This window comes from Alicyclobacillus herbarius DSM 13609, from assembly GCF_000430585.1.
GTDB lineage: Bacteria > Bacillota > Bacilli > Alicyclobacillales > Alicyclobacillaceae > Alicyclobacillus_G > Alicyclobacillus_G herbarius.
On sequence record NZ_AUMH01000003.1, the window covers coordinates 34,538 to 48,734 of the forward strand.

20 protein-coding genes, 1 pseudogene and 1 other annotated feature are annotated in these 14,197 nt (G+C 55.7%); all 21 genes and pseudogenes read right to left on the reverse strand.

What is annotated here, in order from left to right; genetic code table 11:
- Positions 1 to 17 precede the first annotated feature (17 nt).
- Complete coding sequence (locus tag H522_RS0102610) at positions 18 to 410, reverse strand: hypothetical protein (protein ID WP_026961111.1); 393 nt, start codon at positions 408 to 410, stop codon at positions 18 to 20.
- A gap of 108 nt (positions 411 to 518) precedes the next feature.
- Positions 519 to 959 carry a hypothetical protein gene (locus H522_RS0102615; protein WP_026961112.1) on the reverse strand — a complete coding sequence of 147 codons (441 nt, stop codon included), beginning with the start codon at positions 957 to 959 and terminating at the stop codon, positions 519 to 521.
- Positions 949 to 1,266: a hypothetical protein gene (locus H522_RS0102620; RefSeq protein ID WP_026961113.1), complete on the reverse strand. Its 318-nt coding sequence runs from the start codon at positions 1,264 to 1,266 to the stop codon at positions 949 to 951. The genes H522_RS0102615 and H522_RS0102620 overlap by 11 nt, the downstream gene beginning before the upstream one ends.
- Positions 1,263 to 1,817, reverse strand: a complete 555-nt coding sequence (locus H522_RS0102625; protein ID WP_051343735.1) for a pilus assembly FimT family protein — start codon at positions 1,815 to 1,817, stop codon at positions 1,263 to 1,265. Before H522_RS0102625 ends, H522_RS0102620 begins: the two co-directional genes overlap by 4 nt.
- The gene (locus H522_RS20280) at positions 1,780 to 2,247 is read right to left on the reverse strand and encodes a competence type IV pilus major pilin ComGC (RefSeq protein WP_155836137.1); all 468 of its coding nucleotides are present in this window, start codon (positions 2,245 to 2,247) and stop codon (positions 1,780 to 1,782) included. Before H522_RS20280 ends, H522_RS0102625 begins: the two co-directional genes overlap by 38 nt.
- A 45-nt stretch (positions 2,248 to 2,292) precedes the next feature.
- Positions 2,293 to 3,408 carry a type II secretion system F family protein gene (locus H522_RS17200; protein WP_035452316.1) on the reverse strand — a complete coding sequence of 372 codons (1,116 nt, stop codon included), beginning with the start codon at positions 3,406 to 3,408 and terminating at the stop codon, positions 2,293 to 2,295.
- On the reverse strand, positions 3,395 to 4,426 hold the full coding sequence (locus H522_RS17205; protein ID WP_051343739.1) for a GspE/PulE family protein: 1,032 nt from the start codon (positions 4,424 to 4,426) through the stop codon (positions 3,395 to 3,397). Before H522_RS17205 ends, H522_RS17200 begins: the two co-directional genes overlap by 14 nt.
- A gap of 117 nt (positions 4,427 to 4,543) precedes the next feature.
- Positions 4,544 to 4,936, reverse strand: a complete 393-nt coding sequence (locus H522_RS0102645) for a Mov34/MPN/PAD-1 family protein (RefSeq protein ID WP_155836139.1) — start codon at positions 4,934 to 4,936, stop codon at positions 4,544 to 4,546.
- Positions 4,926 to 6,227: a GTPase ObgE gene (gene obgE / locus H522_RS0102650; protein WP_026961116.1), complete on the reverse strand. Its 1,302-nt coding sequence runs from the start codon at positions 6,225 to 6,227 to the stop codon at positions 4,926 to 4,928. Before obgE ends, H522_RS0102645 begins: the two co-directional genes overlap by 11 nt.
- 57 nt (positions 6,228 to 6,284) lie before the next feature.
- Positions 6,285 to 6,494: a hypothetical protein gene (locus H522_RS22020; protein WP_245577991.1), complete on the reverse strand. Its 210-nt coding sequence runs from the start codon at positions 6,492 to 6,494 to the stop codon at positions 6,285 to 6,287.
- Between the two features lie 159 nt (positions 6,495 to 6,653).
- Positions 6,654 to 6,842 (reverse strand): annotated as a pseudogene (locus H522_RS22465) (Spo0B domain-containing protein); the annotation flags it as partial.
- 27 nt (positions 6,843 to 6,869) lie between these two features.
- Entirely contained in the window at positions 6,870 to 7,184 is a 315-nt protein-coding gene (gene rpmA, locus H522_RS0102660; protein ID WP_026961118.1) for a 50S ribosomal protein L27, read from the reverse strand.
- A 5-nt stretch (positions 7,185 to 7,189) separates the two neighbouring features.
- Positions 7,190 to 7,516: a ribosomal-processing cysteine protease Prp gene (locus H522_RS0102665; protein ID WP_026961119.1), complete on the reverse strand. Its 327-nt coding sequence runs from the start codon at positions 7,514 to 7,516 to the stop codon at positions 7,190 to 7,192.
- A gap of 4 nt (positions 7,517 to 7,520) precedes the next feature.
- Entirely contained in the window at positions 7,521 to 7,832 is a 312-nt protein-coding gene (rplU, locus tag H522_RS0102670) for a 50S ribosomal protein L21 (protein ID WP_026961120.1), read from the reverse strand.
- Between the two features lie 12 nt (positions 7,833 to 7,844).
- Positions 7,845 to 7,919, reverse strand: a sequence feature (ribosomal protein L21 leader region).
- A 75-nt stretch (positions 7,920 to 7,994) separates the two neighbouring features.
- Positions 7,995 to 8,879: a M50 family metallopeptidase gene (locus H522_RS0102675; RefSeq protein ID WP_026961121.1), complete on the reverse strand. Its 885-nt coding sequence runs from the start codon at positions 8,877 to 8,879 to the stop codon at positions 7,995 to 7,997.
- A 26-nt stretch (positions 8,880 to 8,905) separates the two neighbouring features.
- Positions 8,906 to 9,838, reverse strand: coding sequence for a murein hydrolase activator EnvC family protein (locus H522_RS0102680; RefSeq protein WP_245578000.1), 933 nt, complete (start codon positions 9,836 to 9,838; stop codon positions 8,906 to 8,908).
- A gap of 114 nt (positions 9,839 to 9,952) precedes the next feature.
- Complete coding sequence (minD, locus tag H522_RS0102685) at positions 9,953 to 10,750, reverse strand: septum site-determining protein MinD (protein ID WP_026961123.1); 798 nt, start codon at positions 10,748 to 10,750, stop codon at positions 9,953 to 9,955.
- A gap of 83 nt (positions 10,751 to 10,833) precedes the next feature.
- Positions 10,834 to 11,592, reverse strand: a complete 759-nt coding sequence (locus H522_RS0102690) for a septum site-determining protein MinC (RefSeq protein ID WP_155836143.1) — start codon at positions 11,590 to 11,592, stop codon at positions 10,834 to 10,836.
- Positions 11,589 to 12,113 (reverse strand): rod shape-determining protein MreD, encoded by a 525-nt coding sequence (gene mreD / locus H522_RS0102695; protein WP_026961125.1) that lies wholly within the window; start codon positions 12,111 to 12,113, stop codon positions 11,589 to 11,591. Before mreD ends, H522_RS0102690 begins: the two co-directional genes overlap by 4 nt.
- On the reverse strand, positions 12,110 to 12,964 hold the full coding sequence (gene mreC / locus H522_RS0102700) for a rod shape-determining protein MreC (protein WP_026961126.1): 855 nt from the start codon (positions 12,962 to 12,964) through the stop codon (positions 12,110 to 12,112). Before mreC ends, mreD begins: the two co-directional genes overlap by 4 nt.
- Positions 12,965 to 13,118: 154 nt before the next feature.
- Entirely contained in the window at positions 13,119 to 14,153 is a 1,035-nt protein-coding gene (locus H522_RS0102705; protein WP_026961127.1) for a rod shape-determining protein, read from the reverse strand.
- Positions 14,154 to 14,197: the final 44 nt, after the last annotated feature.

Here is a 14,197-nt window from a genome sequence, read left to right on the forward strand (position 1 = left end):
ACCGCTCCGCAAACGGTTCAGTATTCTGGGGGAGGGGATTCATCCAACCAATCCACAATCCGCTTTTGGGCCGCATCGTACGCAACCGTCTCGACATCCTGAGCGCCGCCTACGCGCGCGATAATAAAAATCTTCCACTCATTTGGGTTCTGGTCTCCGTGGTCTCGACCAGACTCGTTCTGGGTCCAAACGTGCACTTGCCCAGCCGGAGTAGGTACGTCCTCATCCAAGACGGATGGACCGTCTAATTTGAATTGTTGAACGACCGAGTCCATTTCTCCCCTTGCAAGCCAATACGCCCTTTCCACGTCCGCTTGCTGACTGTGAATGACCATTTCCATACCGACGGCCATCCATAAAACCGCCAGCCAACCGGTCGACAACGTGGTGAAACCCACCACCGTGAACAAGACATGTCCCCCATCCGACTTGTTCAGTCCTTGACGGCAAATGTCACGCCCGCCCCCTCAAAGCTGAAATCGACTTTCGGAACAAGGTCAAGTGTGGGACAATCGCATTCATGACATCAAACCGCCTAGAATCCGAACGCGAAGTGACCGGCTGCTTCCATCCTGCATGGACAGCGTGATCGAGAATCCATAAGGCTGTACATGGGGGGTAAGAGACTTAATGTGGTCACCGAGCACACTCGTTCCTCCTCCGTCCTGAACCCGTACCAGCTGGCCAGACGGATTCACCAGGTACGAATAGGAATTGCCGTTCACTAAACCGAGCTTCAGACAGTTGTTTGTTACTTCCACCCGGCAGCTGGCGTGTCCATCCTGCGTCAATACGCGAGCCGCGTTTTCCCAGGCCGCATCGCTCTCTAATTCCGTCAGGGCCTGTTGACATTGGGTCCCGAGAGTCACGAGCCAAAACAATGCCGCGTTCGTAAGTAAGGCGGTCAGGGTCACCGCAGCCGTAACCTCGAGCAGTGAAAAGCCGGAATCAGGCGTCACTAGGCGGAGTCCGCACCCATATCGTTTGGTCAACGTTCCCACAATGTACTTGAATCCGGTTCCAAGCTGGAAACCCATCCTCGCGGTGCACCTCCACCGTACACATGTACCCGTTGACACGCAGTTCGGATGGTACATCCGCGTTCCCTGACGAAATCGTCTCCGCCACGGCGTCGGCCGCTTCCGAGCTTGCCCGTAATTCCTGCGACTGTTCCATTCCAAACAACGCGCTACGCTCCGCAGAACTCGCAGCGACAGCCGCCCATCCTAAACACGCGACCGCCAACATCACCTCAATAAGGGTCATGACCCACCTCCAGGGTCGGCGTCTGGGCCAAAGCTCACCCATCCAGCCCCGGTATAGATGTGTAGGTCTGACTCTTGCAACCCGTTGGTCAAGCGAATCACACCCGCCACGTGGGCGTCGCCGGCCGAATCAAAGGAAATCCAGCCAGTCCGCATCTGCAGATAGCCGTCTTTATAGTCCACGCCGGATAGAAAGCTCTTCTGCGCAACCGTCGTAGGTCCGATCAGAAGGTCGTACTGCGGCTGGTACTTATGGAGATTGACCACCGCATAGGGCCCGACGGACTGGCTCAGCATTTGCGTAGTTCGAAAATCCCATATCAGGTTCTCGGTACTTTCATAGAGCTGCATGCTCTGCCACATCCCCGAAAATCCGACCGCAGGGATGGCCAGCGAGATTCCCGTCAAAGCGACTGCAACACACACCTCGAGCAGGCTAAAGCCGGCGTCCGCATCGGAACATTCGTCCACTCGCTGGCGAAAGCGAAGTCCCCGCCATGCCCTCTGTTTCTGCTTAACCTGCCGTGCCACCGCTGCTGGATCCTGTGTCATCCTGATACGTCACCTCAACACTTCCGTCCGTCTGAATGTGAATCACATATTGCCCGCCAGCCGGATCTTGGGGAATCGACTGCAGCAGTTGAGCGTCTTTTAAGGCTTGCAGCTGCTGCGCGGAGTCTCCACTGGGATACTGATGATAGAGCAAGTAGTATTCGTTCAGAGCGGCCTCAATCGTTTTTTCATTCTCGTCCCGCGCGACGGTTTGCACGTGCTTGTCGATGCCGAACACATGGGGCGCAACGAGCGCCGTCATGATGGCTAAAATCGAGACAGCCACCACCATCTCCAGCAACGTGAACCCTTCTTCCTGAGCCCCGCGTTTTATTCGCCCCAACACCCGCCGTACTCTAATCAGGTTTTCTTCAACCGGCTGTTCTTCAGCCCGCCGCACCCCAACACCTTGACACCCCGTTGAACGCATCCCCAATCACTCACTTTCCTGTTGAAGTTTGTTTCTCACAAGCATTCACCGGACTGGCATGCCCGCGGTGGACAGTGTGTTCATGAGATTGTACATGGGCAGCATCAACGCCAGCATGGTGACCGCCACAAAGCTGCCACACACCCCAACGAGAAGTGGCTCCAGCCAGTGCATCAACGTTTCTACTTTTCGAATCCACCTTTTCCCAAGGACCGCGGCGGTCTGCTCCAGCCCAGCAGCCAAATTTCCGGTTGATTCTGTGAGCGTCATGAAGGCACGAAACACCGGGTCCCATTCCCCACCGAGAGTAGATGCCATGTCCTGCCCTTGCAACAACTGCTGCTCCAAGCCCCGGCAGGCCGGGGACAACCAGCGTGGCCGCCTCTGTAATTCCAGGGCCGACAAGGCGTCCAAAATAGGTACGCCCGCAGTGACCAACTGAGCCAACACGGCCGCAAACCTGCCAGTGCGCTGTAGACGAAACATACGTCCCACCGGAAGCCCGTGAATCCACCGGCGGCAGCGCGGTGGCGCGTATCGATCCAGCCACCAGGCGCCGAAAATCATGCCAACTGCGGCAGCCACTGCGCAAACGAACAAGAGCGGCATGATGTGCAACAGTTGCAAGACCCACGAATCGTTGGCGGACTGTGTTTCCCCGACAGATTGGTAGAGTTCAGTCAACGAGGGGAGTACAGTCCGCGCAATAAAGCCTTGCAAGAGAAATGTGACCGCCAACAGCAGCAGCGGATACGTGCTGGTGCGCATCAAGGAACTCTGCCACTCCCGTTGCTGTCGCATTTGTTCGCTCCACATTTGCAAACATTGCGCCAGTTGTCCGGACTGAGCCCCGACATCCAGCATCAGAAGCAGGTCTGGAGGAGCGTAGGATTGCCATGCCTGGCGGAGCAACTCTCCCCGCTGTACCGCTTCTTCGGCCAGGTCCAACAAGTCAAGAGTGAGTTTATCGGACCGAACCTCCTTCAAGCACGCAAACGTGTCTGGCAGCGGCAAACCGGCCTCCAATAATTCCGCGAGGTCCTGACAGAGCTCTGGAAAACAGCGTTGATACCGCCGCCTCCGTAGGTAATGAAGACGCTTCGCGCACGACTGCAGCCAGGTACGAATTTCCACGCTTGCCGTCCACTTAACCTTTCGCATAACCCACCGATTCCTCACTGTCGTCCGGCCCGATGCCACCCGATGAACGAATCGTGTGCCAAGGAGCAGTGGACGCAATGGCGTTGCGTAAATTCGAAGTCATGCGGTGGACGACAAAGTGGGGCCGACGCCGAGCCACGCCCCCGTTACAAGCAGAACAGCCGCGACCTTGGCAACGCAGGCAGGGCTTGTCCACCATCGTCTGAACGACCACTCCCACTAAGACGTCGGCCAGGAGGGGACGGGATAAACCAAATTCCCAAAGTCGTTCCGCCGCTCCAACAAGGTCCATGGCGTGTGTGGTTGTGAGCACCAAGTGCCCAGTTAGCGCGGCACGGAGGAGGATACGAGCCGTCTCGTCGTCACGCACCTCTCCTACTACAATCACATCCGGGTCTTGCCGTAAGGCGGCCCTCAGTCCGGCGGCAAAAGTCAGCCCGGCCTTTTCGCGGACTTCAAACTGGTGGAATTCATGAAATGACCGTTCGACCGGGTCCTCCAGACTAATCACGTGTCGACCGTGTTCCGCCAACCAGTGCATCATGGCGTATAAAGTGGTGGTCTTCCCGGACCCCGTCGGCCCGACCAGCAACATGAGCCCACCAGATACGCTCAGCATTTGCACCAATTGATGGACCTGTAGGTCGTTAAAGCCCAGGGCATGAAAATCGTAGGTCTGCTCCCCTCCCGACAATAGACGCAAAACGATACACTCTCCATCGACCAAGGGCAAACTGGAGACACGTATGTCGCATGGCACCGCTCCATCCCAACGAAACGAGCCATCCTGGGGAATTCGCGCATCCGTGACGTCCATCCTCGCCAGCGCCTTGATGCGGCGAACCAGTGTCGTCCCGGCCGGTGACTCGGTAACAAGAAACGGTACCAGCAAGCCCTGTACACGAAACTTGATTTCCAGCAGAGTGTGACTAAGAAATAGGTGAATATCCGTACAGCCTTGCTGCAAAGCCTGATCCAACACTTCTTCAAATAGAAAGGCGGCTGACGTTTCTTCCACGACTATCCCTCCACTCCGCCATGGCGGATTCTTTGTATGAATAGATTCGCGGAATCACGTCAACCGCCTGTTTTCAAAACAACCAATAGATATCATTTTGGCTGGGTTTTACAATCTTTATCGTTTTGATGCTGCCTTTGTCGTTTTGATGCTGCGCCCAAAACGCACGTCCCACTCGTCTCCTGCGCGGACAAACAGCACATGCCACTCTGCCCATACGGCTAGGGTCAGGTCCGATGTCGAAAACGAAGCGCCACTGAGTGGGTGAGTGTGAAAGGTAGCAAGTACGCGGCCCAATCCGTCTGATTTATAGGCCCAATCCACAAGGTCCTGCGGATTCACCGTAAACCCGTATGGCGTGGCCGTGACCGGAAACGGAGAGAACACCGCTTTGTCGTGATTCGTTGCGTAAATCCAACCAAACGCTTCGTTGGGCAGACAGGCGTCCGCCCAACGCATACACTCCTTCTCCACGCGCGGGTTCCACCAAACCGGGGATTCACTCGACAAAATCAAACTCCATGTCGGCAATCCGAATCACATCGCCCTCTTTGGCGCCGCGTTCGCGCAGTGCATCGTCGACGCCACGGTGCTTTAGAATGCGCTGAAACCTTTTCACGGCATCATACTGAGAAAAGTTCGTCATGCGAACCAGCTTATCCAGCTCCTCTGATTCCACGATGAATACATGCCCTTCCCTGCGAATACGAAACGGCTGCGACGGTTCATACCGGTAGACCTTCCGTTCCGTGACCCTGGCCTCCGGTTCACCGTCTTTGGCGAACGCCTCCGCAACATCCTCGTTCTCTCGCTGCTCATCCAGTACATCCGCAATCGCCGTCAATAGAGCGTCCAAGCCGATGCGCGTCGCTCCCGATATTGGAAACACAGGTTGACTGGGGTAAGCCTTCCGAAACGCCTCCAAATGCTCCTGCGCCTGCGGCAGGTCCATTTTATTCGCCGCCACCAATTGCGGTCGAGCAGCCAATCGTTCGTTATAGGCCTGCAATTGCTCATTGATGACCGCGTAATCCCGAACGGGATCGCGTCCTTCTACGGCGGCCATATCAATGACATGCACAAGCACGCGCGTACGCTCAACGTGACGCAAGAATTCATGTCCCAGTCCTTTACCCTCGTGAGCCCCCTCAATCAGTCCGGGCAGGTCCGCCATGACAAAACTCCGGCCGTCAGGGGTCTGCACCACACCGAGTTCGGGGGTCAGTGTGGTGAATGGATAGTCACCAATTTTCGGCCGGGCAGCCGATACCACCGACAGTAGTGTGGATTTCCCGACGCTCGGAAATCCAATCAGCCCCACGTCCGCCAACACCTTCAATTCTAGGCGCAGCCAGCGCTCCTCCCCCGGTTCCCCTTTTTCCGCGATTTCCGGCGCCGGGTTACCGGGGGTTGCAAAACGGGTGTTTCCCCGTCCGCCGCGGCCACCGCGCGCCACACGGAGGCGTTGCCCGTGATGAACGAGATCCCCCAGAAACTCCCCGCTGTCGTCATCGTATACCACCGTCCCGGGCGGTACCTTCACCACCAGGTCGTCGGCGCTGCGCCCGTGCCGATTCTTGTTGCCCCCGTTCTCCCCGCGATCCGCCTTAAAATGCCGCTGATAACGAAAATCAATCAAGGTGCGGAGGCCTTCGTCCACGATCAGGATCACGTCGCCGCCACGACCACCGTCGCCACCCGCCGGGCCCCCGAGCGGGACGTACTTTTCCCGACGGTACGCGACAATTCCGTTCCCCCCGTCGCCCCCCTTGACATAGATTCGCGCTTGATCGACAAACATCCATATTCCCCCATCACTTGGTGTGTATACGTTTTTACTCCTCATGACCTTGACGACTTATCCTTGTGCACGGATGCCCACATCAATCCGAGTAAACTCCTGCAACATCGAGCGGATCGTCTGCAGCCAAGGATGAATGTCAGGTGCCTCCTCGACCTTTAGCCAGACCCTTGTACTGAACGCGGATTCCGTCGCATCCCCCTGGACGTGAATATGCAGGCGGTGAATGTTCGATGCGGCCAACGCGTCCTCCAATTTATACCACACACTGGTGAGCTCTTGACACAACCGATCGTCCATAGGAAAAAGATGGTCACAGCACACAACGGTCAGCGACGGACATGTGGCCACAGCGAAGAGGAATGGATGGTCTCCGTCCTTCATACGCGTTTGTACCAAGGATACGCCCAAAAGCCATTGTGAGACTTCCTGAAGCGCCGTCAATGCTCGTTCGGGTTTTCCCAACTGGAGATACCCCTGCACCAACTGAAGCCCATTTAACACATCATGCCGGTGTCGTCGAAATACCTCAGGCCAAGGAGACACAGATTCCTTATCCCTCCCTTGAAAAATAGGCCTGGCGCAACCGCCAGGCCCTTTCCCACTGTTATACATAATGTCCACGTATCGCTCGAACCGGTATTACGCCTCGCTCGCAACCGCTTCTTGCGCTTCTACAGCGACAGGGTACACGCTCACACGCTTGCGATCGCGCCCCCAACGCTCAAACTTCACCCGACCTTCGACCTTGGCGAACAACGTATCATCTTTCCCAATGCCGACATTGACGCCCGGGTGAATCTTGGTTCCGCGCTGGCGGACAAGGATGCTCCCCGCCGTCACCAGCTGGCCGTCACCGCGCTTCACGCCAAGTCGCTTGGAAATGCTGTCGCGTCCGTTGCGGGTACTCGAAACACCTTTCTTATGCGCAAACCGCTGTAGGTTCAGTTGCAACATGATGTTCACTCCTCTTCCTGACGCATACGCACTTTTACGTGTTTGGGATATTGCTCCGAAATCTGCTGAAGCCCGAAGACCATACTGCGAAAGAGCAGCTGCACGTCAGACCGTGCCGCCAGCGTACCTAGCCGACACTCGAACCGATTCCCGTCGTCCTCGCAGTTCGGTTTCAGTTTCAACAGCCCCTCGCAACTATTCACGGCATTTGTCACCAATGCCGAAACCGCTGCGCACACGATGTCCGATCCGGCCTCCGCATATCCTGCATGGCCGCGCAGGCGAAAACGCTCTATGCGTCCGCCCACCTCGGTAACGTCGCAGACAATCACTGTGTTATACCTCGATGGCTTCTACCCTAAGCTTTGTGTACGGTTGGCGATGGCCCTGTTTTTTGTGATAATTCTTCTTCGGCTTGTACTTGAAGACCACGATTTTCTTACCCCGACCGTGGCCCTCGACCTTGGCAATGACACGCGCTCCGGCCACCAGCGGTGACCCAACCTGAACGCCATTGTCCCCACTGACCAGATACACCTGATCCAAGGTCACAGAATCGCCGACCGCTGCGTCGAGTTTTTCCACTGTCAGAACGTCGCCCACCGAGACCTTATACTGCTTGCCTCCAGTACCTACAATAGCATACATGAGCCAGAATCGCTCCTTACTTAGACTCGCTGTCCAGGCACCCCCTACAGGGTTTTGATGGCCTGCAACAAGCGGTTGAAGTGGTTCAATCCGTAATAGCATACCATGTTTCTATCACACGAGCAAGTTCACTGTGAACATCCATGGTTATCCATCGACGCGTTAATCGATCCGCTTGACCCACACATCGAGCGGATCCAACCAGCGGCCTTGAAACACGGCTTCGAGCAGCTCCTCTTCCTCGACAATCGTGACCACCTGCCCGGAGTCATCGAGAACATACACCATGTGGTAATGATCGGGAGAGAATCGCCGCACGACATCTCGGACGGTGCTTGTCGCCGGAGAAGCAAAAGAGCGAATTTCCTGGGGTCGAGACCGCTTTCCTTTTCGTTTTGCGTCTAGAAATCGTACCGTTTCCACACCAGAACCTTTAATCCCGCTCCATACGGCCAATCCCAGGAATACGGCCAAAAACAGCATGCCGATGTGGGGCATACCAGCCCACACGGACACACCCCCTACTAGCAACAGAGCCACGGTTAAGAGCATGGCTATCCTGTAGGCCTCCCGGGTTGCCTGTTCAAATCCGATTTCGCGTGCGCGGGCGGCACGTAGGATTCGTCCTCCATCCAGCGGCAGACCAGGCAGCAGGTTGAATACGGCAATCCACACGTTCAGGCGCACCACATGAGACACAAACGCCTCGGACCATAAGCCACAAAGATGCAGACCGTACGACAGCAAGATTAAGAGAACATTGACCACCGGACCCGCCACGGCAATCAAAGCCTCGTCTCTGGGCACAAAACCCAAATGGCCGTAGGCCAACCGCGCGACGCCTCCGAACGGTAGCAGCGAGACCTCCTCCACCTCATACCCGAGCGCATCAGCGACGATGGCATGACCCAACTCATGCAGCATGACGAGAATGAAAAGCAGGACCATGTCTTCCCAAAAACCCAGACTAGCCGCCAGTACGAGCATGCAGAGAAACAATGGATGTAACCGAATGCGCGTGAGGATACCCCAAGAAGGCGTCGACATGCCTGAAGCATCATCCGTTCCACGCCTCATGCCGGCTCACGGGTCCAAACGATGTAGTCATGCGGATTGACGAATTTTCCATCCTCTTCAAAGCCAAACCGGAGCGTCGGCTCAGCTGCGGAACCTAGTCGGCCGATGACCTGTGCAGAGGCGACCGATTCTCCTTTGCGAACGGAGACACTGGCCAGTCCATCATACAGCGTGCTGCGGCCATCCCCGTGCTCAATGACCAACAAATATCCTTGTCCAGACTGGGCAAGCTTGGAGACCACACCCGATGCGGACGCAAGCACAACCTCCTGCGGCGTTCCTTGAATGACCATCTCGGGATGCTGAGATGAATAATCGCTGACGATTCGACCTGTCAAGGGAACATGATATCGAAACGAACTCGCCCCGAATGCCGGCAAGTCAATGTGATACGCAGAGGCAAAGCGTCTAAACGTACCCGTCACCTTGTCACTGTAGTCACTCATAAAAGCCCGTTGAAAAACGGCCTCCATCTGGTGCGCGACCGGCGTCTTGGCATGTGCCCCATACCAGCCACCGGCAATGACGAGGACCGCGAGCACGCTCTGCAGCATCCACGTGGACTCCGTGCGTGGTCTGCCTGACGCCGATACGCGGCGGCGATTGCCGGCTGATGCGACGAATCTCCGGCTGTTGGACTGGCGACTGACTCGCTGCCAGGTGCGACTGTCCACCTGCTTCAGGGTCCCATCTTGATCCGCAAAACCATAGGGTGAGCTCTCTTCCGATAACCAACGTGTATACACTGCCCGGGTGTCCGTCCCGGTCTCCGGGCGATGTTTCGCATTCTGGGTATGCAAAGACAGCCAAGGATTGTCTTCCAACGGGGGAAATTCGGAGCCGGGAACCGAAGCTTGACTGGAATTGGAGGACGTTTCTTCAGACTTGCGATTTAACCAAGACCACAATGATTGGCGACTGCGGAGCATCGTCACTCGCCCCTCTCATCATCGATTCCCGCACCGCACCTTCATCTCGCGATGCCAGTACCATTCGTATGACAAGGCATGGACGAGTATGCTGCAGCCGCCGCGATAAATTGCTTACAGTCTCCCCCTAATCAACCGACGCACACGCCCCCAGAAACCTGGGGAATCTTCCAGGGACATCAGAGGCACCGAGTCGCCGAGGATACGCCGGGCGATGTCGCGATAGGCGATGGAAGCCTTTGTATCCGGCCGAACCACCGTAGGTTCTCCCTTATTGGCATTGCGAATAATCGCCTCGTCATCCGGAACAATACCGAGCAAATCAATCGATAGTACCTGAACAATTTCATCGATATCCAACATGTCGCCAGCTTTCACCATGTTGGGTCGAATGCGGTTAATCACCAGCTTGGGCGCCCGCAACCCTTCCGCTTCGAGCAATCCAATGACTCGATCCGCATCTCGCACCGCGGCGTTTTCAGGGGTTGTCACGACAATCGCCTGATCCGCCCCGGCAACGGCTACCTTGAAGCCGTGTTCGATACCTGCCGGACAGTCAATAATGACAAAGTCATGCTGTTCCTTTAACTCATTTACAATGCGTCGCACGGACTCTGCGGAAAGCGCGGACTTATCCTTGGTCTGCGAAGCTGGAAGCAGATACAGCTTTTCAAACCGCTTATCTTTAATCAGCGCCTGTTCGAGCCTACACTCACCCGATGCCACGTCGACGATGTCGTAAATGATACGGTTTTCCAGCCCCATGACAACATCTAAATTACGCAGGCCGATATCCGCATCCACTAGGCACACACTTCGCCCCAACAGAGCCAGCGCCGTTCCGATATTCGCGGAAGACGTGGTCTTGCCCACGCCCCCTTTACCCGACGTGATGACAATAGCAGACCCCATCCATGTTCCCCCCAAGCTCTAGGCTACACTCCTGGTGCGTATTGCCGTCTGTCCTCGATGAAATTCGCACCCTCTTCTACCGTTTACCGTCGCAGTGAGGGTAGGAAATGCATTCGTCCCACCGCCATCGTGTTTTCATGCAAATACGCCAGTTCCATGAACGTGCGCAGGCGTTTCCCTTCGGCCCGAGGGGCATGACCAATGTAATCCGCGATGCGGACCTGTAGTGGGGCGAATTCTGCTGCTCCAACCACCGCTCGCGTGTCACCTTCTATGCCCGCGTGTGCAATTCCGTAGAGGCGGCCAAAGACAAAGATATCCCCTGTGGCGGCGATTTCCCCGCCCGGGTTGACATCACCAACGACCACAACATCCCCATCAAACAACAGACTTTGGCCGGCACGAACCGTTCCTTTATAAATCGATTGTTTTGTCCCGTTATTATGATTCCGAAACAACGTCCGGCGCGCGACCGTATGCGCCCCAAATTCTTGTAAAATGAAATTTTCCTTGTTTAAAAACTCCATTAATAAGGCCTGAGATTGGACCCGCGTCAAAGCCCGCTGACCATAATCGACAAAGACTGCAATTTCCGGACCATCAAACAACGTGGACCCGTTACCAGTCAATAACTCATGCAGATGGCGCAACAACTCGTCGAATGGGCAGCGGTCATCCAATAGAAACAGGAGCCCATCACGGAGCCCCTTGACAGCAACCGGAGGCCTCGGCGCCATCTTTGTCTGCCCTGCTATGTTCGCCGCCACAATCGTCCCTCCTGCCCCTTCGAACGGACACGGCTTGTCAATTCGCGATTCGGTCGAAAAATCCTGCTCATTCATCCAGCGCTCCCGTCTCCTTCGGGTTCCGGGTAGCGACGTCGCTTACGATCGACCAATAGGCGAATCAAAAACGGATAGAGAATGAGAAGAACCACCCCATCGATTATCATCTGAGCAAAGGAATGGCGCATCACCACTTGCCAGCCGTACTCGGTCACGTCAAACAAGCGCTCCAATCCATATGTAATCCACACGTTTACAAAGGTAAACGAAATCGTCACCAGAAATGTGATCGCCACGTTCCGATGCAGAAATTGGGCAAACACAGAGCCCGCAAAATACCCAATCACCGCATACGTGAATGCATTGAGACCAATGAAAGCCCCATAGACGATATCCTGGCAGAGACCTACCAAGATGCCTAAGAGCAAGGCGGCTCTGGGACCGCGTGTCAAGGCCACAACCACCATGACCACGAGGACAAGGTCTGGCTGTATCACATTGATGGGCGGAATCTGAAAGAGTGTGGCCTGAATCGTGAGGGCCGCCCACAAAAGTAAAAAGGCCAGCCCGTTTTTCATCCGTGTCCACCCGACTTCACTACAAACACATCGCGCAGGTATTGCAAATCGGCACTCGGTTTAATCGTCGCCGACTGGGTTAACCCTTGACTCCCACCACTGACCGAGCTAATGTGGCCAATGACAATATCCGGCGGATAGACGGTGCTCAAACCCGAGGTGACTACGGTATCACCCGGTTTCACATCGGCAAGTGGCGATAAGAAATTAAGCTGCAAGGTTCCGGTTTTCCCCGTGGAGCCCGTGACGACCCCAAACGGTGGCTTTTGGCTCCCGTTCTGTACCTCGGCGGAAACGCCATCGCCCACTTCCGTATCAGTAATCAAAATCACTTTGGCACTGAAACGCGCCGCCGTATCTACACGTCCCACCAGGCTTCCGTCCGGACCCACAATCGGCATGTTGTCCCTGACCCCATCAGCGCTGCCCACATCAATCGTAATCACCGCGTTCCATTGGGACGGATCGCGCCCTATGACATGAGCAGGCAACAGTTGATAGCGATTGGATGGAGACCGTTTAAAGCCGAGCATCGCGGATAATCGCTGATTTTCCGCCTCGGCATCGGCCAGCTTTGCCTTTAAAGAGTCGTAATCCTGCAATTCCGCTTGCAACTGGGCATTCTCCACGTACATCTGGTGCAGAGCGTGAACTCCGGATAAAAACGCGGTCACGTTGCTTATGGGGCGATACAACCAGCCGGCCACCGTGTTTTGAACGTCCATGACCATCCGCTCAGGCCACGTAGCGGCACGATTCCGGTCTCGTAGCGTCAAGCCTGCAATCGCGATGACGAGAATCAACCCTGCAAGCAAAATAAAAAGCCTGCGGTTTGTAAATAAACGGGACACCCGCATCCCACTTTCTGATCAGGGTATCGCCCGCTTCCCAACAACCGTGAAGCGGGCGCCATCAATATGTGTCCGGAAAGGCCCTTTCCCAAAGCAATCTCTTGAAAACCTCTCCCTACTTAGAGCGAACGATTTGAAATTCATGACAGCCCGACTACACACGACTGGCCACCCGCCGATTTGGGTGATTCCGGCGGCGGTACACGTCATAATTATCCAATGCTTTACCCGTTCCCACTGCGACACAATCCAACGGGTTTTCAGCCACAATCACGGGCATCCCCGTTTCATCCGAGAGTAACTTGTCTAGATTCCGCAGTAGCGCTCCGCCACCGGTCAAAACGATGCCCCGGTCCATAATGTCGGCGGCGAGCTCAGGCGGCGACTTCTCCAAGGTCACCTTGACCGCCTCCACAATCGACCCGACAGTATCCGCTAGAGCTTGACTGATTTCTGAAGACGAGATGGTAAACGTTTTGGGCAGGCCAGTGACCAAATCCCGCCCACGGATTTCGAGGCTCTCCTTTTCGCCCATATCCATAGCGGTGCCAATGGTCAGTTTTAGTTCCTCAGCCGTACGCTCGCCAATCATCATGTTGTATTCCTTTTTAATATACTGCATGATGGCTTCGTCCATCTCGTCGCCAGCGACACGAATGGAACGGCTGGTCACAATCCCGCCAAGAGAGATAATCGCCACTTCTGTGGTTCCGCCACCGATGTCGACCACCATGCTCCCGGTCGGTTCCCCCACCGGAAGGCCCGCACCAATGGCTGCTGCCATCGGTTCTTCGATGGTTTGGGCATCCTTGGCACCCGCTTCCATCGCAGCTTCCTCCACAGCCCGTTTTTCTACGGCCGTGATGCCCGAAGGCACGCTAATCATCACCCTCGGTTTCCCCGACCAGGATGACTTGTTTCGCATTGCCTGCCGAATGAAATGGCGAAGCATTGTCGCCGTGGTCTGAAAATCCGCAATGACGCCATCTTTCATCGGCCGTACGGCAATGATGTTCCCAGGCGTTCTGCCAATCATCTGTTTGGCCTGCTCACCAACCGCCTCAATCGCTCCCGAATCCGTGCGGATGGCGACCACGGAAGGTTCTCGGACCACAATCCCTTTCCCTTTTACATAGACTAACGTGTTCGCGGTCCCTAAATCGACACCCATGTCTCTTCCAGCAAACATCTCTATGTCCCAAGCTCCTCTCGAACAGGCTAATACCACCCTTT

What these genes read in the sequence shown, in the direction of transcription:
- H522_RS0102620 (WP_026961113.1), bottom strand. Translation starts at nt 1,266, where the DNA reads ATGACCCTTATTGAGGTGATGTTGGCGGTCGCGTGTTTAGGATGGGCG.
- H522_RS0102625 (WP_051343735.1), bottom strand. Translation starts at nt 1,817, where the DNA reads ATGACACAGGATCCAGCAGCGGTGGCACGGCAGGTTAAGCAGAAACAG.
- H522_RS20280 (WP_155836137.1), bottom strand. Translation starts at nt 2,247, where the DNA reads ATGCGTTCAACGGGGTGTCAAGGTGTTGGGGTGCGGCGGGCTGAAGAA.
- H522_RS17200 (WP_035452316.1), bottom strand. Translation starts at nt 3,408, where the DNA reads ATGCGAAAGGTTAAGTGGACGGCAAGCGTGGAAATTCGTACCTGGCTG.
- obgE (WP_026961116.1), bottom strand. Translation starts at nt 6,227, where the DNA reads ATGTTTGTCGATCAAGCGCGAATCTATGTCAAGGGGGGCGACGGGGGG.
- rpmA (WP_026961118.1), bottom strand. Translation starts at nt 7,184, where the DNA reads ATGTTGCAACTGAACCTACAGCGGTTTGCGCATAAGAAAGGTGTTTCG.
- rplU (WP_026961120.1), bottom strand. Translation starts at nt 7,832, where the DNA reads ATGTATGCTATTGTAGGTACTGGAGGCAAGCAGTATAAGGTCTCGGTG.
- H522_RS0102675 (WP_026961121.1), bottom strand. Translation starts at nt 8,879, where the DNA reads ATGTCGACGCCTTCTTGGGGTATCCTCACGCGCATTCGGTTACATCCA.
- H522_RS0102680 (WP_245578000.1), bottom strand. Translation starts at nt 9,838, where the DNA reads ATGCTCCGCAGTCGCCAATCATTGTGGTCTTGGTTAAATCGCAAGTCT.
- minD (WP_026961123.1), bottom strand. Translation starts at nt 10,750, where the DNA reads ATGGGGTCTGCTATTGTCATCACGTCGGGTAAAGGGGGCGTGGGCAAG.
- H522_RS0102690 (WP_155836143.1), bottom strand. Translation starts at nt 11,592, where the DNA reads ATGAATGAGCAGGATTTTTCGACCGAATCGCGAATTGACAAGCCGTGT.
- mreD (WP_026961125.1), bottom strand. Translation starts at nt 12,113, where the DNA reads ATGAAAAACGGGCTGGCCTTTTTACTTTTGTGGGCGGCCCTCACGATT.
- H522_RS0102705 (WP_026961127.1), bottom strand. Translation starts at nt 14,153, where the DNA reads ATGTTTGCTGGAAGAGACATGGGTGTCGATTTAGGGACCGCGAACACG.